This window comes from Alistipes timonensis JC136, from assembly GCF_900107675.1.
GTDB classification, from domain to species: domain Bacteria; phylum Bacteroidota; class Bacteroidia; order Bacteroidales; family Rikenellaceae; genus Alistipes; species Alistipes timonensis.
The window spans coordinates 115,726-139,384 of sequence record NZ_FNRI01000002.1; the positions used below are offsets into that span (position 1 = coordinate 115,726).

General features: G+C 58.2%; 13 protein-coding genes. 5 read left to right on the forward strand and 8 right to left on the reverse strand.

The features are described from left to right. Positions 1-6: 6 nt before the first annotated feature. Together fucO and BLU78_RS02960 are read right to left on the reverse strand one after the other, a co-directional pair. Positions 7-1,161 carry a lactaldehyde reductase gene (gene fucO / locus BLU78_RS02955; protein WP_010264151.1) on the reverse strand — a complete coding sequence of 385 codons (1,155 nt, stop codon included), beginning with the start codon at positions 1,159-1,161 and terminating at the stop codon, positions 7-9. A 21-nt stretch (positions 1,162-1,182) separates the two neighbouring features. Next, positions 1,183-2,958, reverse strand: coding sequence for an alpha-L-rhamnosidase-related protein (locus BLU78_RS02960; RefSeq protein WP_010264147.1), 1,776 nt, complete (start codon positions 2,956-2,958; stop codon positions 1,183-1,185). Between the two features lie 411 nt (positions 2,959-3,369). Between BLU78_RS02960 and BLU78_RS02965 the strand changes: the two genes are divergently transcribed. After that, positions 3,370-4,395, forward strand: a complete 1,026-nt coding sequence (locus BLU78_RS02965; protein WP_010264143.1) for a LacI family DNA-binding transcriptional regulator — start codon at positions 3,370-3,372, stop codon at positions 4,393-4,395. A 75-nt stretch (positions 4,396-4,470) separates the two neighbouring features. After that, positions 4,471-5,637 carry an MFS transporter gene (locus BLU78_RS02970; protein ID WP_010264139.1) on the forward strand — a complete coding sequence of 389 codons (1,167 nt, stop codon included), beginning with the start codon at positions 4,471-4,473 and terminating at the stop codon, positions 5,635-5,637. 118 nt (positions 5,638-5,755) lie between these two features. On the opposite strand, the gene BLU78_RS02975 is transcribed toward BLU78_RS02970, so the two are convergent. The 6 genes from BLU78_RS02975 to BLU78_RS03000 all read right to left on the reverse strand — a co-directional run bounded on the left by BLU78_RS02975 (position 5,756) and on the right by BLU78_RS03000 (position 18,747). Beyond that, entirely contained in the window at positions 5,756-7,021 is a 1,266-nt protein-coding gene (locus BLU78_RS02975) for a hypothetical protein (RefSeq protein WP_231290887.1), read from the reverse strand. Between the two features lie 227 nt (positions 7,022-7,248). Next, on the reverse strand, positions 7,249-8,457 hold the full coding sequence (locus tag BLU78_RS02980; RefSeq protein WP_231290885.1) for a hypothetical protein: 1,209 nt from the start codon (positions 8,455-8,457) through the stop codon (positions 7,249-7,251). Positions 8,458-8,501: 44 nt separating this feature from the next. Beyond that, entirely contained in the window at positions 8,502-10,463 is a 1,962-nt protein-coding gene (locus BLU78_RS02985; protein ID WP_229096289.1) for a RagB/SusD family nutrient uptake outer membrane protein, read from the reverse strand. A 20-nt stretch (positions 10,464-10,483) separates the two neighbouring features. After that, on the reverse strand, positions 10,484-13,552 hold the full coding sequence (locus BLU78_RS02990) for a SusC/RagA family TonB-linked outer membrane protein (RefSeq protein WP_010264121.1): 3,069 nt from the start codon (positions 13,550-13,552) through the stop codon (positions 10,484-10,486). A gap of 26 nt (positions 13,553-13,578) precedes the next feature. Continuing rightward, the gene (locus BLU78_RS02995) at positions 13,579-15,450 is read right to left on the reverse strand and encodes a RagB/SusD family nutrient uptake outer membrane protein (protein WP_010264117.1); all 1,872 of its coding nucleotides are present in this window, start codon (positions 15,448-15,450) and stop codon (positions 13,579-13,581) included. A gap of 21 nt (positions 15,451-15,471) precedes the next feature. Then, the gene (locus tag BLU78_RS03000) at positions 15,472-18,747 is read right to left on the reverse strand and encodes a SusC/RagA family TonB-linked outer membrane protein (protein WP_231290883.1); all 3,276 of its coding nucleotides are present in this window, start codon (positions 18,745-18,747) and stop codon (positions 15,472-15,474) included. Positions 18,748-19,648: 901 nt separating this feature from the next. Here BLU78_RS03000 and BLU78_RS03005 point away from each other — a divergent pair. Genes BLU78_RS03005 through BLU78_RS03015 form a run of 3 tightly spaced genes read left to right on the forward strand, consistent with a single transcriptional unit; the run spans position 19,649 to position 23,650 of the window. Beyond that, on the forward strand, positions 19,649-22,057 hold the full coding sequence (locus BLU78_RS03005; protein WP_010264112.1) for a glycoside hydrolase family 2 protein: 2,409 nt from the start codon (positions 19,649-19,651) through the stop codon (positions 22,055-22,057). 38 nt (positions 22,058-22,095) lie between these two features. Then, positions 22,096-23,058, forward strand: coding sequence for an ROK family protein (locus BLU78_RS03010; protein ID WP_010264109.1), 963 nt, complete (start codon positions 22,096-22,098; stop codon positions 23,056-23,058). Between the two features lie 13 nt (positions 23,059-23,071). Further along, positions 23,072-23,650, forward strand: a complete 579-nt coding sequence (locus BLU78_RS03015; protein WP_026020769.1) for a D-sedoheptulose-7-phosphate isomerase — start codon at positions 23,072-23,074, stop codon at positions 23,648-23,650. Positions 23,651-23,659 lie beyond the last annotated feature (9 nt).

The following is a 23,659-nucleotide window of genomic DNA, read 5'->3' on the forward strand; positions in this document are numbered from 1 at the left end:
TGCGGGTTAAAAGGCTTTGCGGTAAAGCGCCTCGATCTCGGCTACCGACGTGTCGCGCGGATTGCCGCCCGTGCAGACATCGTTGAAAGCCGCCACGGAGAGCGCCGGAATGTCGGCCTCCTTCACACCGATCTCGTGCAACTGCTGGGGAATGCCGATGCTCAGCGAGAGGTCGCGGACGGCCTTCACGGCAGCGGCGACGCCCTCTTCGACGCTCATTCCGTCGGTATTGACACCCATGGCGCGGGCGATGTCGCGGTATTTCGGAGCGGCGGCCGACTCGGCGTTATACTCCATCACATAGGGCAGCAGCAGGGCGTTGGCGACGCCGTGGGGCGTGTCGTAAAAAGCGCCCAGCGGATGCGCCATCGAGTGCACGATGCCGAGTCCCACGTTCGAGAAGCCCATGCCGGCGATGTACTGCGCCACCGACATCCCCTCGCGCGCCGCGGCATCCTTGCCGTCGTCGACGGCGGCTTTGAGATGCTGCGCGATCAGCTCGATGGCTTTCAGTTCGAACATGTCGGACATCGTCCACGCACCTTTGGTAATATAGCCCTCGATGGCGTGGGTCAGGGCGTCCATGCCCGTCGCGGCGGTCAGCCCCTTGGGCATCGAGTACATCAGTTCGGGATCGACGATCGCCACCGACGGAATGTCGTTGGGATCGACGCAGACCATCTTCTTGCGGGCCTCCTCGTCGATGATGACGTAGTTGATCGTCACCTCGGCGGCGGTTCCGGCGGTGGTCGGCAGCGCGAAGGTCGGTACGGCGCGGCGGTGTGTGTCGGCGGGGCCTTCGAGCGACTTCACGTCGGCAAATTCGGGGTTGTTGGTCACGATGCCGACACCCTTGGCCGTGTCGATGACCGAACCGCCGCCCAGCGCCACGATGAAATCGGCACCCGAAGCCTTGAAGGCAGCCACGCCGTGCTGTACGTTGGCGATGGTCGGATTGGCCTTCACGTCGCTGAAAATTTCATAGGGAATGCCGGCTCCGCGAAGCACCTCCTCGATCTTGGAGGCCACGCCGAAGCGGACGAGGTCGGCATCCGTCACGAAGAAGGCTTTCCTGTAACCCCGGCGGCGCGCCTCGTCGGCAATCATCGAGCGGCATCCGGCGCCGAAATAGGAGATTTCATTCAATACGATACGTTGCATAATCGAATCTGTTTAAGTTGGTTATCTGTTGTGTTTCACAAGTTCTGCCTTCACGCCGCGCGGAGTCTCGACGCGGCTTTTCACCGTACCGTCGGCGGCCTTCTCGTGACGAATCTTCACCACGCCGTAAGGTGTCGGGAAAGTTCCCTCGACCCATTCCAGGTCGCCCAAATGGGGGTCGATACGCAGGCGGCGGCAGCCGGGCTCCACGACCCCGACACCCAGCACATACTCCGTGAGCCATGCCGTCGGTCCCGACGCCCAGCCGTGGCACAGGCTGTGGCGGAATCCCTTGTAGCAATAGGCCCCGCATTCGCGGTGCAGGTCGCGCATCCCGGCCGGAACCGGCTCGTCGATGCGGCCCGCCGGGAGCCACGCCATGTCGAAATCCTCCCAGAAAGTCGTGGCCCCGAGATCGAGCATCGCGCCCCAGTACTCCCGGATGCGCTCCAGCGCCCCCTCGTAATTGCCCGCAGCGGCCATCGCCCGGAGCATATAGTAGCCGTAGAAAGTCGAAAAACCGTTCGAACCGCCCTTCGAGATGTAATCGCGGTCGGTCTCAGCCGGATCGGCAAGCCCGGCCAGCACCATCAGCGAACGCCCCTGCTTGGCCTCGCCGCCGTCCCCGACCGGGCAGTTCCGCATCAGTGCGGCCTTAGTCCGGCATTCGGCGGCCAGTGCGGCGTCGCCCAGCGCATCGCACAGCCCGGCCCCGGCGTCGAGGGCCAGGATCGTCAGCGATTGGAGACCCGCCGCCGTGCTCGCGGCATCGTCGCTCGACGGCCAGTCGAGAAAGCGCGTGCCGTCCAGCCGTTCGCGCCCGTCGGGACCTATTTTCCCGAAAATCTGACGCAACAGCGCCGTCAGGTAAGGACGCTGTTCGGCGAGGTAGGCCCGATCGCCGTGGTAACGATACCAATCGCTGTGGATGATGATCCACCACAGCGAATAGGAACTGATGCCGTTCATCCATCCCGGCAGCGGCGTGGTGTCGCGGGCCAGGTCGAGGCTGCGCGGCACGACCTCGTTATAGCCGAAGACCGAATTGACGGTCATGATCTCGGGATGCAGGTCCCCGACCCAGACCAGCCGGTCGCGCTTCACGCCGTCCCACAGAAACTCCTGCATACAGAGATGGACGGTATAGGCGCCGGTCGCCCAGATGCGGTCGAGGCGTTCGTCGCTCGAGCGGAACGATCCGACGTACGGTATGTCGCGGTACTGGAAGACGGCTTCGACCTGTTTGAGGTGGAGTTCACGGTCGTCGTCCAGCAGGTCGATGCGCGCGAAACGGAACCCCGAGTCGCCGCACTCCACGGTGCCGAGCCACGGCAGCGCGAGCGTGAAGTCGCGCACGGCATGGTCGTTCGAAGCGCCGTTCACGCCGTCGATGTCACACATCGCCTCGCTGACCGATTCGCCGAAGCGGATGCGGACCCTCACGGGTCTGTTGTCCGCGGGCATGCCGGTCACAATGCGCAGTCCGCCCTGCAGTTCGCGGCCGAAATCCAGCAGCAGCCCCGGACGGCGGCCGTCACGGCTGCGGAGCACGCAGATACGGGCATTCTGCAAGTCGGATTGCCCGTTGCCGGATTCGAGCAGCAGGTCGCAGCCCGAGATCAGGCCGGGTTCATCCTGCGCGACGATACGCACGGGAGGCATATATGCATAGGTACGGGAATCGAAGCGGGCGGGCGATCCGTCCCACGCCGGGGGAAGTTGGGGCCGGGCGGCCGAAACGGAGAGGGAAAAGCTAACGAAAAAGATCGAAACGGCCAGTTTCAGCAGCCGGGGCATCGGGTCAGTCATTGTTTTTTGCCGGTTTTTGGGTCCCTCGGCCGGAGTTCCGTCGGACGCACCGCGAACCGCATTCGCATTTCGTTGTTCTGAAACGGAAAAGTGAGCGTTTTTCCAACCTCGGGTATTTATACAAAAATAGCAATTTATCGGGACCTCGGCTTTTGATTAATGACCTTAAAAGTTTTATTTTTGACACTCGGAAAGTCCCTCATTCCTCCCCCGCGGGCCGAAACCGGAAAAAGCAGAAACCACAGGGCACAATAATTGATCGGTCCCGACCGGCACAATGGGTCCAAAAGAAAAGAGAAAGGCATTTTTTTCACTATTTTTTATTTGTTAAATGCAGAATAAATTTTAACTTTGTATGAAATGTCAACATTTCTTCTTCACTTACTTTAGAAATACATCGTGGGAGTATCACTCAAAGACATAGCCGAAAAACTGAACCTCTCGAAAACGACCGTTTCGTGGGTGCTGTCCGGACAAGGCAACAAAAAAGGAATCAGCGCGGAGACCCAGAACCGGGTCTTCGCCTGCGCCCGGGAACTATCTTACGAACCCAACCTGCTGGCCCGGAGCCTCAACACCGGAATTTCGAAGACCATCGGCCTGATACTTCCCTCCATATCGGACAGTTTTTACGCCCACATCGCCCACCAGATCGAGTCGGAGGCCGAAAAGGAGGGCTATTCGCTGATGATCGCCAGCTCGAACTCCGAGATCGAGCGCGAGAACGCCATGATCCGCCTGTTCCGCTCGAAGAAGGTCGACGGCATGATCATCGCCCCCACCAAAATCTCGAAACGCGAGATCAGCCGCCTGGTCGACAGCCACTACCCCGTGCTGCTGTTCGACCGCTATTTTCCCGAGATGCGCGTCAACTACGTCATCATCAACAACGAAGAGAGCAGCTACAAACTGGTGCGGCACCTGATCGACAAGGGTTTCCGCAAGATCGCCATCATTACGACCAACCCCCACCTGCTGACAATGGACATGCGCCGCGAAGGATATGCCAATGCCCTTTCCGACGCCCACATCCGCATCAACCCCGACCTCTACGGGGAGGTGACCTACGTCAACTACCAGGACAACATTTACAGCACGCTGGACCGTATCTTCCACGCCGTACCCGACGTGGACGCGTTCTTCTTCACCACGCATATCCTCGCCATCGAAGCCCTGCGCTATTTCTACGACCGCGGCATCGACATCAACGACGGCAACTGGGGCCTGGCCAGCATGCACGAAGACTCGCTCTTCCGCGTACTGGCACCCAGGATGAACATCGCCCATTTCCCGATCGAGGAGATCGGCAGCAATGCCGTGCGGATACTCCTGAACCAGATCCGCCAATCCAACGACCCCGCAGCGGGGGAATACGTGCCCGAATCGAAGGTGCTCCCCTGCCGGATGGAATTCAGGGACCAGTGAGTCCTTTTTTTGCCCATTCAACTTAAACGTTTAAGTAAACACTGAATACGCTAAAAGTAACCAAAACCCAAACAAATGAACAAGGAAATTTCACTGCGCAAGATCCTCCCCGTGATGTTCGGATTCTTCATCATGGGATTCGTGGACATCGTCGGCGTCTCGACGAGCTACGTTAAGAACGACTTTGCGGGCATGAACGACACGATGGTCAACCTCATCTCGCTCTCCTGCTTCCTCTGGTTCTTCCTGCTCTCGATCCCCACGGGCATGCTGATGAACCGCATCGGTCGCAAAAAGACCGTCCTGCTGAGTTTCGCCCTCCATGTGGCCGCGATGATCGTCCCGCTCATCGCCTACGACTTCACGGCCGTGCTGATCGCCTTCGCCCTGATCGGCATCGGCAACACGCTGCTGCAGGTGTCGCTCAACCCGCTGGTGACCAACGTCATCGCCGGGGACAAACTCACCGGGACGCTGACTCTCGGACAGTTCGTGAAGGCCGTCAGCTCGTTCCTCGGCCCGATCATCGCGGCCGCCGTGACGGGCAGTTTCCTCGGCTGGAAGATGATCTTCCCGATCTACGCCGCCATCTCGCTGCTGGCCCTCGTCTGGCTGTGGCTGACCCCGATCGCCGAACAGAAGGTCGCCAGCGCCGACATCTCGATCGGCCACACCTTCTCGCTGCTCAAAGACAAATACATCGTGGCTTTCTTCATCGGCATCCTCGTCCTGGTGGGCGTCGACGTAGGCATGGGCATCACTTTTCCCAAACTGCTGATGGAGCGCTGCAACCTGCCGCTCACGGATGCCGGCATGGGCAACAGCGTCTACTTCCTGGCACGCACGGTGGGTGCATTTCTCGGAGGCATCCTGCTGATGAAGCTCCCCGAACGCAAATTCTTCACGGCCAGCGTCTTCGTCGCGCTGGCGGGTCTCGTAGGCATGATCTTCCTCCACGGACTCTGGGCCATACTGGCCTGCGTGGCCATATTCGGAGTCGGCTACGCCAACCTTTTCTCAATCATCTTCTCGATCTCGATGCAGCGCGTTCCCGAACGGGCGAACGAGGTCTCGGCCCTGCTGATCGTCGGCGTGGCGGGCGGCGCCGTCATTCCGCCGGTGCTGGGCGTCATCACCGACGCATTCGGATCGCAGGGCGCCGCTATCATCGCCCTGAGCATCGTATGGCTCTACCTGGTGTTCCTCATCGGCGTGGTCAACGCCCACTCGAAGAAAGCCTGACGCCGGGAATTTCCCCGACAACGTTAAACGGGTGCATCCGCTGGATGCACCCGTTTTTGCGTCATAAAAACTCCCGCACCTTTCGGTACGGGAGTCGTTAAGAGATAAATGCTGCGGATTATTTATTGCCCGGAGCTTCGTTCTTGTCCGTGTAGGGATCGTCCACCTGCCATTTGTTCGCGGGCGAGCCATCCCCGTTCTTGTTTGCATTGACAAGTGCATCGGGCATCTCCTTGGCGGAAGGAACGGTACCCAGCAGTTCGTCACGGTGGGGATCGATCGTCGAATAGACCTTGATCGTCGCACCACGGTCTTTCCACGCGTTGTAGATCGGCGTCCATGCGCCCTCCAGCGTATGCTCGATCAGGAAATGCGAATCGATCAGGATCGTAGCGTTATCGGCCACATTGAAACCCTGGTCGGCATTGTTCCAGACCATCGCCATCTCCCCGACCTTCGTCGGCGTGTCCGCATAGGTTCCGGACTGGTTGCGGCGGATGTCGAGATACGTCACGGCCGAATTAGGCGCATTAATTCCGCCACCGGTCTCGAAGTTGCTGATCTCCAGCCACCGGAGCCAGTCGCAGTTATGCACGTCCACATGGGTCAGCTTGGGGCTGTCATAGGTCCGGATGCGGTAGGCATAGGGAGGACCGACAAACTTCTCGAGACTGGCCGCCCGTTCGCAGAAGAACTCAATCCCTTTGGCCTCCCATTTCGAAAGGTCGATCTCCTTGATATTGGGCATACCCCAGGCCGGAACCAAGCCGGTGACGCTCTTGAAAAGCTCGATACCCTCCAGCGACGTACAAGCGCAATCGCTGATGTCGAGAGCGTATCCGTTGCCGTTATTCGTAATCGTAGCGGCATTATTGACATCGAGCAGCCCGAGCGGCGAAAATACCACGTTCGGATTCTTATCGGCATTGCTCAGTACGGCGCGCAGGGCGACATCGGGAATATAACCCTCCTCAACGCTCGGAAGCGAGAAGGTGATTTCACCCGAAATCGCGATCTTGTCATAGCCCGGACGGTCGAGATAGACCTTCACCGTCTTGTCGAGGTAAGCGGCACCGACGTTCACGCCGAATGAAATACGGGTGGCTTTTATCGTCAGCACATCTTTCGGAATCCGATCATAGACGGTTGTGCCGTCCTCCTTGTCATAGGCGATATAAATGTAGTCCTGACTTTCATCGAAGCCCGAACCCGTAATGACGATCGCGTCGGCAATGCCGGCCTTTATAACCCCGTTCACCTCGTTGGTAATTTCAATCGGGCTGGGTGGTGGTGGTACTTCCGTTTCGTTCTCATCGCCTCCGCAGGCGGCAAACATCGTCCCGGCCAACAGGGACAGGGCGAAAAATTTAAATGCAGATTTCATTGCAGTAATTGTTTTACAGGTTTTGCTATCCGGTTATTTATCCAAAACCGGTACGGTGCTTCCCCGCAAGGAAGTCCCCGCACCGGTGGTTTACTCGGTCACGTCAGATGCCTGCGCACTCCCGATACCGCAGGGCGAGATCAGCGTACCGACCGGCAGCGCCATTGCGAGATTATCGGAAATTCGTTTCATCTTTCCTGAAAATTGGAGTGACACCCTCAGAAATGCTATTCGGTCTCTGCGGGAACCCAACCGTTGGCTCCCGTCAGCGTCAGCGCACCGGCATCGTCCTTATACATCGGAACGGTACCCAGCTTCTTGGAGATATCCTTCGACGAATAGACGTCGATCGTCGCACCGCGCGTCCAGGCATTGTAAACCCCCTTAAAGCTGCCGTTATCCCCGGCCTGGCGTTTTTCCGTGATAAATGCGTAATCGACCAGGATATGGACGTTGTCCGGAAGCTGCATGACAGCACCCGACTCGAAAACCGTATACTGATTATCGCCGTCGCAATATTCCGCAGGTTCCTTTTCCTTATCCTTGAAAGTGCCGGTATGCTCCCGGCGGATATCGAAAGTCTCGATAGCGGGGTCGCTGAAGCACTGCAGATTGTGCATCCACTTGTTGAGGTGCAGATCCACCGTCTTCAATTTTTCGCAGTTATAAATATCCAACCGGGAGATCGTCGGGCCGGCAATCACCTCCTCCAAGGCTCCGGAACGCTCCATCGTGACAAACAGATATTGATCCGTTTTGAGTTTCGAAAAATCGGCTTTTACCAGACTGGACGTTTCATGCGCTATGATACGTTTGCAGTGCGTGAAAAGCTCGATGCCTTCGAGCGACGTGGCGCCGCTTGCATAAAGGTTGATCGTTTCGATCTTAGCGGCTCCGGCAACGTCGATCAACCCGTAGGCGTCGAAAAGCGGAGCAATTTCGGCATTACCCTGCTGCGGGTGCGTCGACATCAGCGTGGCCCGGAAGTAGGGATCGGGAATGTAGCCCTCGGCAACGGTCGGCATCGTGAAGGTCAGGTCTTTCGTGAGCGCCATCTTCGTCGTCTCACGGTCGAGGTACACCTTAAAGGTTTTGTCGAGGAATGGGGCATTGATGCTCACGCCGAACGTGATACGGCCCGACTTAATTGTCAGCACATCATCCGTAATACGTACGTATTCGGTCTTGCCGTCCTTCTCATAACCGACATACACCCAGTCCTGAGCCGGATCGAAGCCCGAACCCATGATCTCGATCGCTCCGGCGAAACCGGCCTTCACCGATCCGCTCAGCATATTGTCGACGCTTACGCCGGGAATACCGTCACCGGGTCCGGGGCCGGGTCCCGGTTCGTCACCTTTGTCATCACCACCGCATGCGGTGAACATTGCACCGGCCATCAGGGCCATCGCAAGAAGTTTCAGTGTTTTTTTCATAATCATTGCTTTTTTTGGTTGAGGTTATTTCAGTTTCCGTTACTTTAGTTCCATCCGTCGTTTTGCCAGTTTTCACCGGTCAGGCTGAGCATCTTGCGAACCTCGTCCAGACTGACCGGGTATTTGAGGAATTTGGAGGTATAGTTCTGGCGGTCGAACGAGAAGCGGGAATAGACTTTCCGGCCGTTCTGCAGCTCGATACGCATGCCCGTCACCCGTTTATCGGTCTTCGAGAGGTCGCCGTCGGGCTTCGTCCAGCGGCGCACGTCGAAGAAACGGTGCTCCTCGAAAGCCAGCTCCACGCGGCGCTCGTTGCACAGGCGCAGCCAGAAAGCATCGCCGTTGTCGGCCACACCGGGCATTCCGACGCGGGCGCGCACGGCATTGACCGCATCGCGGGCGCTCATCGGCGTTCCGTAGGTGTTGAGCTTTTCGACCATTTCACCGTCGTCCCCTTCCTCCATCTCCAGCACCTCGGTGGCCGGAGCCTGCTGATCGGCGTTGCCGTAGGCCCGGTAAGCCGCCTCGGCGAAATTGAGGTAAAGTTCCGCCAGACGATACATGCGGATATAACCGTCCTTGTTACCGCCGCTGGTGCTCGACTGCACGTTGTTGAACTTGCGCAGGTAGTAACCCGTGCAGGTGTTGCGCCGGCTGGAAGGCGACAGCGACAGTCCGCAGTTACCGCCGACATAGGTTTCGACCCCGTATTCGCCGTTTTCGAGCTTCACCTTCACGCCATCGTAATAGATGGTCGAATAGAAACGCGGGTCGCGGTTCAAATACATCTTGTCCGAGCAGTCCACATACCCGAAATCCCGGGCTTTTTGCGAGATATTCGGCGTACCGTCGGCATTGTAGGGATTCGCCAGGTCGAGCAGCGGAGTCGACTCGGAGCCGTCGGCGTTCAGGACCTCGTAAGCGTCCACCATCTCCTGCGTGGGGCAGGCTCCGGCCGACACCTGTCCGTCGTCGATCGGCATGCCCGCATACTGCCACACGAGGCTCTGCTTCTGACTGCCGTAATTGGTAGGCTGGTAAAGCGTTTCGGTGTCCCAGCCCCCGGAACCGGGATAGGGAGCGAGAAAATACTTGTCATAGGCGGCCAGACCGATGCTCGACTCGTCCGGAAACGCCGTAGCGTCACCGACAAGCGCCAGACCGTGGCCGGTGCAGAGATCGAGCGCCTGTTTGGTGATCTCGGCAGCACGCGCCCATGTGTATTTCTCGGTCCCGGCATAGTCGTCGGCCCACAGCGGGCTGGCGGCATAAAGCACGGCCTGCGATTTGACGGCCCAGATGGCGGCACGGCTCAACTCGGGATTCGAATAGCTCAGCAATCGCTGCGGCCATTGCAGCGCATCGTCCGCGGCAAGCGCCTTGTCGCACGACTCGAGGATGAAATCGACACACTGGGCGAAACTGCCCCGCTTGTCCTTCGAGTAGTCGTGGTCCCTTTCGAGCGCTTCGCGCAGGACAGGAACGCCGCCCCAGCGTTTGATAAGCTGAAGATAGGAGTAGGCCCGCAGTGCATAGGCCTGGGCGATCATCTGATTCCGCTGGGCCTCTTCATAGTCGGTTTCGAGCGTGGGGTCCTCCAGGTATTTCAGGGCCTCGTTGCAACTGAAGATGCAGTTGAACAGGCCCGACCAGCGGTCCGAACCCGAATTCTCATTGTTCCACCACAACGGCATGTACGAAGCGGAAATGCTGCCCCGGTACCAGTCGTACACGGACGACGACTGGGTAGCCTCCTGCGCCTCGTCGCAATAGGCCGCCATCATGTAGCCGCCGGCGGTGAATCCCGCCGCAGGGCCCGTCTCGACAGGCACGTAGAACGACGACTTCAGGTGCTCATAGGCGCGTGCCAGCAGTTCGTAGATGCTGCGCATGTCCCCGGCGCGGTCGTCGAGCTCGCTGTCCATCTCTTTCTGGCAGCCGGCGTTACCCAGGAGCAGAGCCGCCGCAGAGAGAGTCAATAAAAGGATATATTTCATTCTTTTCATAACGATTCGCTGTTATCGGATTAAAAATCGAGTTTCACGCCCAGGTTGATCACGCGCATCGGCGGCAGCTTGGTCATGCTGCCCGTCTCGGGATCGATCACCTTCGAATCGAGGGCAGACGAAGTGAATAGGTTCTGTCCGCTGAGCACGATCTTCAGCCGTTTGATGCCCGCATTGCGCATCAGGCGCGCCGGAAGCGTGTAGGAGAGCGAAGCGTTCTTCAGCCGCCAGAACGACCGGTCGGCGATGTTGAAATCGCTGTCCTCGGCGCTGGTCGAAGCTCCGTTATAGCTCAGGGCCGGGTATTTGATCTCCGCACCGGAAGCATAGCGTTCGGGCGTCCACGCCGCCTTGTGCAGGTCGTTGAAAACACCGTTGGCATCGCGCTCCGTCTGGTAGCCGACCAGCCCGTAATAACCGGTCACTCCCTGGAACATCAGATCCAGTTCCAGCCCTTTCCAGCTGAAGCCCGCGCGGATGGTCGTGAAATCGGTCGGGAGGCTGCCCTTGCCGATGGGCGACAGGTCCTTCTCGTTGACGAGGCCGTCGCCGTTCACGTCCTTGTAAATAAGGTCGCCCTTGCGCGGTATTCCGATCCCGGAATACATCTTCGTATATTTCGCCAGCTCCTCGTCGGTCGAGATATAGCCGCTGCCGTTGCTGCGGTCGACCAGATAGCCGAACTGCTGCCCCAGCGGATAGCCTTCCACCCGATGGGAATAGGCATAGCCCTTATATCCGTCGCCGTCGCCGGGATAAGGCATCTCCCCGGTGTAGATGACCTCGTTCCTCGCATGCGAGTAATTCACCCCGGCGTGGATGCCCCATCCCCGGCCGAGGTCCGTCGCATAGGAGATGCCCAGCTCGACACCGCTGTTCTTCATCCTGCCCTCGTTGATTTTCCGGTAGTTGCCCACATAGATCCCCTGATAGGCGGGAATCCGGCTGCCCTCCTCGATCAGCATGTTGTCGGTACGGCGGCTGAAATAGTCGAACGTCAGGTTCAGCTTGTTCCAGAGCCCCAGGTCGAGGCCGTAGTTCTGCGTCTTATGGATCTCCGGTTTGAGGTCGGGATTCCCCAGCAGACGGACATCGCCGTTCTTTTTGATGTAATCCATGTACATATAGCGGTAGTAGCCTACCTCGAAGTCATCGAGGGCGACCTCTCCGTAAGAAGCACGGACCTTCAGCAGACTCAGCCACTTCGCATCGCGCAGAAACGCCTCGTTCGAAGCGACCCACGCAGCCGAAAAGGCCGGGACAAAAGTATAGCGGTTGCTGCGGGCAAATACGTCGGAAGCCGTCAGGCCGAACGTCGCGCCGACCACATAGCGGTCGTCGTAATTGTACGACAGGTTCAGACCCGTATTGTGGTCGTCGTGCGGAAGACCCACGGCAGGAAAATCCGCATTCACATCGTCCAACTGCTCGTTGGTATAGTACGAGTAGAGATGAGCCTCCGCATTGTGCCTGCCGAAAGAGCGTTTGTAGTCCAACGAGGCGATATAGCTGATGGCGTATTGGAACACCCCGTTCGCACCGCCCGCCAGGTTGGTGTCCAGGTTGGAGCCCAGCTGCACGAAATCACCCTGCGTATAATCATAATAATAGCGGCTGAAATCCTGCGTCATGTAGTTGTGACGGTCGTTGCTCGACTGGAAAGCCAGCTTGCCCGTCACGCTCAGGCCGCGTGTCACGAAATCCAGATCGACCGTAACGCCGGCATACGTCGAAGCGTACATACCCGTATACTTGGTGTAACCCGAGCGGTTCAGGATTCCGTAGGTAGGCAGGGAAACAGACTCCATCGTCGTCACGCGTCCGTCCTCGGTCGTGGGGCCGATCATCGTCGGAGGCAGCTGGAAAATCGTTTCGTAGATTCCGCTGTTGGTATAATCGCTCCCCGCCAGGCGGTCGTTGCGCACGTTACCGGCCACGCCGGCAAAAGCGCGGACGTGTTTGGAGATGTCCACGTCGATCTTCGCCCGGAAATTCACCCAGAAACGGCGGGGCGCCGCCACGTATTCGTCGGTCTCCTGCTTCAGGAGCGAGGTCTGGTTCATGAAATTGATATTCGACCAGACGCGCGTGCGCTGACTGCCTCCGCTGAGGCTGACACCGATCCGCTCCATCGTGCCGAAGTTCCGAACGAATTCGTTGTAATAATTGTTGTTGGGATAGAGCGGATCATTGCCCGAGCGGATGCGGGACATCTGATCGTCAGAGAAAGGAGCCGTCCCCACCGATCCGTCGTTCGCCCACGCCTGGTTGCGCAGCGTCGCATATTCGTAAGAGGAGGTCGTCTCGGGCTTGCGGGCGATCTGCTGCAGGGAGAAATCGGCCGTGACCCTCACGTCGAACGCTCCGGGAAGCCCCGACTTGGTGTTGATGACAACCACGCCGTTGGCGCCCTTCAGTCCGTAAATGGCCGTGGCGGCAGCGTCTTTCAGCACCACGATATTCTCGATCTCGGCGGCCGTCAGGAATTCATAGTTGTAGTCCTGCATGACGATACCGTCCACGACGAATAGCGGCTGCGTCCCCTGGTTCGAGGAGATGCCCCGGACATATTTATAAACGCTCGCATTACCCGGGTCCGAAGAGTCTTCGAGTGTCCCCAATCCCAATATCTGACCTTCGAGCATCTGGCTGAGGCTCGCGTTGGGCACGTCCTCGAGCTGCCGGCCCTGAATGGTCGAAATTGCCTCGCTGAGCGTTCCGCGGCGGCGGATCACGCCGTAGCCGTAATCCAGCAGGTCATCCTTGTGCGATTCGTCCGTGCGCATCGTCACCTTCATATCGGGCGACGCGGCCACCGAAACATTGCTGTAACCCACCGTGCGGAAACAGAGGTTCGTAACATCCGTCCTCAGTTCGAAACGCCCGTGCAGGTCCGTCGTGCCGAGCATTTTTCCGGCGGCATCGGTAATTACGGCCTGATAGAGCGGCTCGCCGGCAGCATCCGTAACGATGCCTTTGACAACCTTCAAAGACCCGGCATCCGGAGCCGCAACGTCCTGCGCCTTCAGGAAGCCGCACGGAAAGGCGACGAGGACGGCGAGCAATATAGCTGTATATTTGATTTTCATTCTCATAATCGTTTCCTGTTAAAAAATTACCAACCGGAATTCTGCCAGCGTACATTCGTCAGCGAATAGAGGTTATTCGCCTCGTTTTCGGGAATCGGGAGCAGAACGTCGCGCGCCTGCGTGCTGGCGTTTTTCAGATCATCCACCCGGCGCTCGTAAGTGTAAGAGTAAGTATCGTCGGGGTTCTTCGTCCTCGTGATCCGCATGGCGGTAAGCTTCTCGCAGGGGATTTTGAAGTACTTCTGATACAGTTCCGAACTGTTGAAAGCCTCGGCCCAGCGGCGAACGTCGAAATAACGGCACTCTTCGTAACAGAGCTCCACCATGCGCTCATGCCTTACGCGCAGGATCATCTCCGCCTGCGACAGGTTCTCCGGCAGGGCCGGCATGCCCACGCGGCTGCGGATGGCATCCACCTGCGCCTTGGCAACCCCCAGCTCCCCGGCCTCGGCGGCGGCTTCGGCCAGGTTGAGTTTGATCTCCGCCAGCCGGAAGAATTTCCAGGGCGCAGCATCGGCCTTGTTGTCGGTCGCATCGACATCCGGAGCGATGTATTTCCGGTAATAGTATCCGGTACGCGTGAAGCGGTTTTCGCTGGTATCATCGCTGATCCCGTTTTCACCGCCTACGAAAGTCTCCACGGTCCGGAGCTCTCCGCCCCACAAAATCTGGTCGCCGTTGCGGATAATGCAGGCCTCCATACGCGGATCGCGGGGAGCCGCATAGGGATCGTCCTCCTTATAACCCAAATCCAGCGCTTTCGGATTGTAGTTGGGAACCTTGGCGGCGGTATAGGGATCGGAAAGATCGAGCAGCGGCTCGGCCACGGTCCCGTCGGCGCTGAGCACCTCATAGGCATCGACCATCTCCTGTGTCGGCACGACGCCGGCGCGGGTCGTATTGTTGGGCCAGTTCAGGGCGCCGATATAGTTGTGGTCGACGTAATTCTGCCGGCTGACGCCCTGGTAGATCGTCTCCCGGTCATCGGCCGAGGTCAGTGAAATCGAAGTGAACAGCTCCTTGTAAGCTGCGGCTTTGCCGGTGTAAATCCGGGAGTTGGAAACCGAAGTCTTCAAAGCGTATCCGTTCGACTCGAGCGCCTCCACAGCCTGCTGGTTTACCTGGAAAGCCGTTCTCCAATGCGACTGTTTTTGGTCAGCGGAATAATCCTCGCTGTGTACCGGGCTGGCGGCAAACAGATAAGCCTTCGATTTGATACACCAGGCCAGCGCCTTGGTCATACGTTTGACATCGGACGGGTTGTCGATTCGCCACGGCAGCTCGTTCGTATTGATGGCAGCCGTACATTCGGCGTCGATCAGTTCGGCCAGTTCCCAGACGGAACGCTTTTTCAGCGTCGAATAGTCGTAACCGTCGGGATAGCCGTTCGGCTCGTATGCGAAAGCTCCGAACCATTTGAGCATCTCCAGCATATAGTAGGCGCGCAGCGTATGCGCTTCGGCGCGCCAGCGGGCACGCTCGCTTTCGGAATTGACACCCGCCTTGTCGATATACTGCAGGAAAGTCGTGCAATAGCGGAGTTGCAGCATGTAAATGCTGTAATAATTCTCCGTAGGGCCATTGTAATCGCGCAGCGGATGCGAAGAGGCCGTACCGCCGCTCGTGTACATCTTGGCGGGAATGGCGTCGTTGATCGTTCCCGAAACCAGATACCCCTCGTCCGACAGCGCCGTCGGGGCGTTGCAGACCCAATAATAGGAGGTACCCTTCGTCGGAAGGTTCATGTAGCAGGTATTCAGGTAGGCTGCCGTTTTGTCGTGGTCGGCAAAAATCTGGTCGAGCGTTTCGCGGCCGTCCGGCGTAGTGTCGAGGAGCGAACAGCCCTGACCTGCAAAAGCCGCCAGCAGCACAGCACCGATATATCGTATGATTTTCATAATTGCTGAAATTTTGAGGTTTTAGAGTTTGAGCTGTACGGAGAAACTGATATTGCGCGTCAGCGGATACTGGTTCTCGTTGTCCTGCTCGGGGTCTATGCTCTGCGCCTTCATGTTGTTGGTGCTCCAAAGGTTCTGGCCCGAGACGGCGAGGCGGATTCCGCCGATGCCCATTTTCTTTATCCACTTCTGCGGAAGCGAATAGCCGATCTCCAGATTCTTCAGGCGGACGTAGGACATATCGCTGACCACATAGTCGTTGCGGTCGTTCACACCGTTGCCGGCCAGCGTATAACCGGAGCGAAGCGCCTGATAGGTAATTTTCTCGCCGCGCTCGAAACGCTCCTTGGTCCAGGCATGGGTCTCCCACTCGCCGGTCAGGTGGCCGTTGCCGAACATACCCAGGACATACACGCCCTGCTTATGTCCCACACCCTGCCATTGCATGCTGAAATCCAAGTTCTTCCACGACAGCGACATCGACGCGCCATAGGTGATCTCGGGAGTTCCGGAAGGATATCCGTAAGGAATCTGATCCTTGTTGTCGATCAGTCCGTCCCCATTCTGATCGACGAACTTCCACTGACCGAGGAACGCATTGACAAAACCGCCCTGCTCGTACATGGATTTGTATTTCGCCAAATCTTCTTCGGTATTGATATAGCCGTTGCCGGCGCCGTCCTTGTAATCGACCTGCAGCACCCAGGTTTGCCCGATCGGGAAACCGGTCTGACGATACGGGTAGAGATAACCGCCGCGGCCCGTCTGCAAACGCACCTCATCGGCTTCGAGGACCTTGTTGCGGGCGAAGTTGTAGTTACCCGACATAGTAATGAACCAATCCTTGCCGAGGGCTTTCTGCCACCCGAGCACCATCTCATAACCGTGATTCTCGACCTTGCCCATGTTCACGCGGGGCAGTACCGAGGAGGGAAGGCCCTGAACCAGAGGCACCGTCGAACGGGCGACGAGAATATCGTCGCGCATCTCCCTGAAATAGTCGAAGTTGAACGAGAAACCATTCAGGAAGTTAATGTCGAGGCCGTAGTTCTGCTGCCGCGCCTTTTCCCATTTCAGGTTGAGGTTGCCCAGCAGCGAGGTAGCAACGTAATTGCCGCGCCCCAGCGACGGAATGACGGTGCCGTTGTTCACATAGCCCTGATTATAGGTAACACGCACGTCGTCCAGATAGAGGAAACGGCTCTCACCCAGACGGTCGTTACCCACGATACCGTATGACGCACGGATTTTGAGGAAATCGATCCATTTGCGGTCGATATTGTCTTTGAAGAACTTCTCCTCGCTGACCGTCCAACCCACGGAAACCGCAGGGAAAATGCCCCACCGGTTCTCCTTGGAGAACTGTTCCGAACCATTGATACCTACGTTGACCTCAGCCGTATAGCGATTGTCATAGGTATAGGTCGCACGGGCCGACATGTAAAGCATGTTATAGGGCAGGTAGAGCGACGCCGGCGAATTGCTGACCGAGTTGTCCAACTGGCCGAGCACCATGACATGCACGTCATGCTTCTCGTTGAACAACTGGTCGTAATTGAGCGAAAGCTGCGTGTTGAATTTGTAGTAGGAGCTCTGTCCGCGTCCGCCGCCGGGGAAACTCAGGCCCTCGGTATCGGCGTGGATGCCGTCGAACGCAACGTCGGTATGGTCCCAGGTCCAGTAGGACTCTTCGTCGGCGCTCTTGGCCTGGTAGAATCCGTAGCGGTTGTAGGCCTGTATGCCTTTGGTGAATCCCGAAGCATAGAGGTCGTAGGAGAACATCGCGCGGAATTTCAGGCCCTTCACCAGCCTCTTCATGTCCCAGTCGAGCGAGGCGCTGGTATTGACCGTGGTCTTCATCTGGCGGATATAACCGCCCTGATTCATACGCGGATAGAGCTGGTAACCCGAGCCGTCCTGCACCCAGCCGCCCTCGGGCAGCGGATTGCCGTTCTTGTCGGTGGCGCCCGCGGGAAGCGCAGGGCCGGGAGCCGTCGGCGGCACACGGTTCAGACCGCCCAGGATATAGGTGGAACCCGCATCGTCGAAATTGATATCACCCTCGCCGCCGAGGCCGTCGCCCCAGACGATCCGGTTGACTTTGTTGAGATAGGAGCTGACGTTGAGGCTGAATTTCAGATCGTCGGTGATCTTGTAGTCGATGTTCGCGCGCACGCTTACACGTTTGAGCCAAAAACTCGGGTCATACCCGCGCGTCGACTCGGGCAGGAATTTGAAAACGCTGCCTTGGTCGATATAGGAGGCATTCATGAAATACTGAAGACGGTCCGTACCGCCCGAGACGTTGGCGTTGATCTTCCACTGCGACCCCATCTGCGTATATTCGTCATAAGGGTCGCGGTTGGGGAAGAACGTGGGATTGGCGCCGCTGCGGAACTGCTCGATCTGCCAGTCGTTGTAAACGGGGGATTTACCTTCATTGGCGGCACGCTCGTTCAGCAGAGCGGCATAGTCCCACGAATCCATCTTCATGGCGCCGCGCCAGAGTATCTGCTGGAAGCCGTAGTCGGCCGTGATGGTTACGGCGGCCTTGCCGACGTTGCCCCGGCGCGTGGTGACGTAAATCACACCGTTGGCACCGCGGACACCGAACACGCCCGTAGCGGCGGCATCTTTGAGAATGGTCACGTTCTCGACCTCGTTGGCATCGAGCGAACTGAGGTCGTCACGGGGCACGCCGTCGATCAGGATCAGCGGCGAAGAGTCGCCGGTGGTGCTGACGCCGCGCAATTTCATATTGACCTTCTCGGCACCGGGCTGTCCCGATGTCTGCGTCACGGTCAGACCCGGCAGACGGCCGGACAGCGCCGTGGAAAAGTTGGAAACCGGAGCGCGCTTCAGATCGGTATTGCCGACCGAAGCGACAGAACCGGTCACGGAGACCTTTTTCTGGGTACCGTAAGCGACCACGACCACCTCGTCGATCACTTTGCGGTCAGGTTCGAGCTTTACGGTGAAATTAGTGCGGGAACCTAATTCGAGTTTGGCAGTTTTGTACCCCAAATACATGACGGACACCGTCTTGTGGAGGGGGGGGGAAACGGTGAGCTTGAATGAGCCGTCCAACCCGGAGTTGGTTCCGATAGTGGTGCCGTCGACGATGATGTTGGCTCCCACGACCGGCATGTCGTTTTCGTCGAGCACCTTGCCGGTAATCTCATGCGATTGGGCAAACAGACTGCCCGGCACACACAGCGCGATCATCCACGCGCCGACCGCGAGCCACCTGACCACTCCGGCACAGAATTGCTGACACGGTAGTTTAAAATGATTCATAGGCGTTAATTTGTAGTTTTTTGTATCAGTTTATCAGGACCGCCCGGAAGCGTTCCGTTTGGGTATTTTTACATCTTACGCCCGCATAGGGCCTCCAGCGCTCGTATTCCAACTCCGGAGCATTGTGCAGCCCCGAATTTACTTAAACGATTAAGTAAACAGGGCTTAAAAAAGATGAACCGGCAAATTTACGGTCTGCCATGGGGATTCATCTCCATCCGAATCATCCGAAACACTACGCCGAAACTGGTTCAACCTATGTGCATCAGTCGAATAACACAATACATAACAGTCATTTACAAAACCACAGACCGTTATTCCCGCCTGCACCATACCGCGTCCGTTCCACTCCTGCACATCATCACTCACACCTTACGCGGCTGAGGTTTCCAACTTAAATGATAAAGCAATCAACAGTCAAAAACCCGTTTCTTCAACACAAATATAAGTAAAAATTTGAAACGCCTACCGATTTTGCAAGAAAAAAGCAGAAAAAAATCGACTTTTAATCATACCTATGTATATTATCAGCATTAATAAACTAACCGGTTAATTAATAAAATATTTTTCAAACATTCCCGCACCAAAGGGTCACACCCACCGCAAGATAGGTCTTCAGGCATAAACAAGAGAGCCTCGAAAAAAAATGCGCGGATTTTCTATAAAAACAGAGCAATAAATTTTGATATTCAAAAAAAAGAGGTAATTTTACATTCGAATTTTAACGGTTAAGTAGATGTTTAGGTTGTTGTAACGGCATTTATACGGCCACGAAAAGGTCCATTCCGGGATCTTTTCGTGGTCCGGGGCCGTCCTGAAAGCGAAAAACCGTTCTCCAGCGTACGACAGCAATCCTTAATCGAGTAAAGAAAATACTAACCAAGAAAAGGACAAATCCGATATGAACACGACATTTACCAAACTGACCGCCACCCTCGCGCTGCTTTTCGCCGCAGGAAGTCTGACGGCCGGCGAGAAAAGTTCGCTCGACGGCAAATGGAGGCTCAACTACTGGCCCCAGGGAGACACTCCGATCGTATCGCCTGCCGATGCCCGGCAGGTCGAAATGAAAACCATCGAGGCCACCGTCCCGGGAAACGTGGAGCTGGACCTGCTGGCCGCGGGGCTGATCGAGCAGCCCGAAATCGGCAGCAACGTCTATGACCTGCGTCCGTGGGAAGGTTACCAGTGGCGTTACAGCCGCACGTTCACCACGCCCCAACATGCCGACGGCGACCATATCCAACTCAATTTCAACGGCATCGACTGTTATGCCGACGTCTGGGTCAACGGCCGGCAGGTCGGATCGGCCGACAATATGCTCATCGAGCACCGTTTCGATGTCACCAAGGCGCTGAAACCCGCCGGCGAAGAGAACACGCTGGAGGTCTACATCCGCTCGTCGGTGATCGAAGGACGCCAGTACATTCCGCCGACGATCAGCATCAATTTCGCACAGGTCGAGTCGGTCTACTCGCGCCGCGCGCCCCACACCTACGGCTGGGACATCATGCCGCGGCTGGTGAGCGCCGGATTGTGGCGCGGCGTGGAGCTGGAGGTGCTGAAACCCGTTCATCTGCGTGACGTGCATTGGTTTACGACCTCCGTCGACGTTGCCAACAAGCAGGCCACGGTCTTTCTGGACTACGCGATCTCGCTGCCGACCTCGATGCAGGACGGCAAGATCACGACCGAATTTTCGCTGAGCCGCAACGGTAAACAAGTGGCCATGTACCGCGCCAAGGTGACGTCGCACGCCGCACGCCACATCCTCGGCCTCGGGGACGTGGAGTTCTGGTGGCCCCGCGGCTACGGCGAACCGGCGCTCTACGACGCCGAGGTGAAGCTCATGGACGAAGCCGGCAACACGCTCGACATCGACCGCCGCCGCATCGGCATCCGCACCGTGAAACTCGACTTCACGCCGACCCACACGCCCGAAAATCCGGGCCGCTTCTGCTTCATCGTCAACGGCGAGAAAGTCTTCGCTCGCGGCAGCAATTGGACCCCGATGGATGCCTTCCACAGCCGCGACACACAGTGGCTCGACCGCACATTCGACCTGGTTACCGACCTGAACTGCAACATGATCCGCTGCTGGGGCGGCAACGTTTACGAAGATACCCGTTTCTACGAACTCTGCGACGAGAACGGCGTGATGGTCTGGCAGGACTTCGGCATGGGATGCACGTTCTACTCGCAGCGTTACGAATTCGCCCGCGCCATCGAACGCGAGGTGACCTCCGTGGTGATGAAACTGCGCTCGCACCCCTCGATCGCCCTCTGGTCGGGCAACAACGAGAACGACCAAACGCTGACCATCGGGACGCTGGCCCCGTTCCGCATCGACCCCAACCGCGACGTAGTGTCGCGGCAGGTGATCCCGATGGTGCTTTACGAACTCGACCCCTCGCGCAGCTACCTCCCCTCGTCGCCCTATTGGAGCGAAGAGGTCTGCCAGCAGGGTTACAGCACCGCCCTGCTGCCCGAAGACCACCTGTGGGGCCCCCGCGGCTACTACAAAGACCCGTTCTATACCAATGCCAACTGCCTTTTCGTCAGCGAGATCGGCTACCACGGCATGCCCAACCGTTCGAGCCTCGAAAAGATGTTCCCGGCCGAAACGGTCTATCCGTGGACCGACAGGAAAGAGTTCCGCTGGAACGAGGACTGGCTCACCAAGGCCGTACGCATCTTCAAGGAGTGGGGCTACACGCCCGAGCGCAACAATCTGATGATAAACCAGGTCCGCCTGCTCTTCGGCGAAGTGCCGACCAAACTCGACGATTTCATCTTCGCGTCGCAGTCGGTGCAGGCCGAAGCGATGAAGTTCTTCGTCGAAATCTACCGCGGCAACAAGTTCGCCCCGAAAACCGGCATCCTGTGGTGGAACATCCGCGACGGATGGCCCCTGATCTCGGACGCCGTGGTCGACTACTATTTCTCGCCCAAAATGGCCTACCATTTCCTGCGCAACGTGCAGCGCAACGTCTGCGTGCTGATTAACGACGCCGCGGACGGCAGCCACCCGCTCGTCGCCACCAACGACACGCGCAGCGCCGCCAACGGCACGGTCCGCGTCAGCGACGTGGCCTCGGGGCGCGAGATTTTCCGCGGCAGCTACACCGTCGGGAAAAATGCCCGGGCGGAGATCGCCCGCCTGCCCGAAATGAAGGGCCAGGGCATCCTGCTGATCGAATACACGACACCCGAGGGATCTTTTTCGAACCACTACCTCTACGGCAATGCGCCGTTCAAACTGGACGAATACCGCAAACTGCTTCGCAAAACGAAAATATACGATCTCTAAATAAACAAGCTTTACCTCTCAAAATGGCTACAACGAACATGAAAGAGAACATCATCGGCGTCGACATCGGAGGCACCAAATGCGCCGTCACATACGGGCAGCAGGAGGGCAACCGGGTAACGATCCTCGACAAAGAGTGTTTCCGCACCTCCGACGTCACCCAAACCATAGAGCAGCTCAAAACCTGCATCCGCAACGTGATGGGGCGCCACGGCCTCGAAGCCGGCAACACCCGGGCCATCGGCATCAGCTGCGGAGGCCCGCTGGACAGCCGCACGGGCGTGGTGATGTCACCCCCGAACCTGCCCGGCTGGGACAACATCCCCATCGTCGGAATCTTCGAAAAGGAGTTCGGCATCCGCACCGCCATCCACAACGACGCCAATGCCTGCGCGCTGGCCGAATGGCAGTTCGGCGCCGGAGCGGGCACCCGGAACATGATCTTCCTGACCTTCGGCACGGGACTCGGCGCCGGGCTGATCCTCGACGGACGCATCTACACCGGAACCAACGACAATGCCGGGGAGCTGGGACACATCCGCCTGAGCGACTTCGGGCCCGTGGGCTACGGCAAATGCGGCTCGTTCGAAGGTTTTTGCAGCGGCGGCGGCATCCGCCAGCTGGCGCAGTTCGCCGTGAAGGAACGCCTGCAAATGGGCGAAAAGGTCGCATGGTGCCCCGAGGGCGATCCCGACAGGATCGACGCCCGGCTGGTGGCCCAGGCCGCCGCGGAAGGCGACGCCCTGGCGCTGGAAATCTACCGCACTTCGGCGCGCTACCTGGGCCGGGGGCTGTCGATCGTCATCGACCTCATCAACCCCGAGATGATCGTCATCGGCAGCATCTACGCCCGCAACGAAAGCCTGATAAAACCTTATATGGAGGAGGTCATCGCCCGCGAAGCGCTCTCCCACGCCCGGCGCGTCTGCCGCGTGGTGCCCGCGGCGCTGGGCGAGGCGATCGGCGATTACGCCGCGCTGTCGGTGGCCGCCAACGCATAAAACACGCATGAAGATGAAACGGCAGATTATCGAACACAGTCTCCGCGAAGCGAACGACGCGCTGGCGGATTTCCTCGCCTCGCCCCGGACCCTTCCGACGATGGAGGCGATCGTGGACACGATGGCCGAAGCGCTCCGCAACGGCTGCAAGATCATGAGCTGCGGCAACGGCGGTTCGCTGTGCGACGCCACCCATTTCGCCGAGGAGCTCACCGGGCGCTTCCGCGAAAACCGCCGCCCGCTGGCGGCCATGGCCATCAACGACCCGGCCTACATGACCTGCGTGGGCAACGACTTCTCATTCGGGGATATCTTCGTCCGCTGGGTCGAGGCGTTCGGCAAACCCGGCGACGTGCTGCTGGCCATCTCGACCAGCGGCAACTCGCAGAACATCGTCGCCGCGGCCGAAGCGGCCCGCCGCCTGGGCATGAAGGTCGTGGCGCTGACCGCCGAAGGTCCCACCCGGCTGGCCGAAACGGCCGATGTGACGCTTCAGGCGCCCCGCACGCCCCATTCGGACCGTATTCAGGAAATACACATCAAAGTTATCCACATCGTGATCGAGGCCCTCGAAAAAGAGCTCGGTTTCTGATCCCGCAAG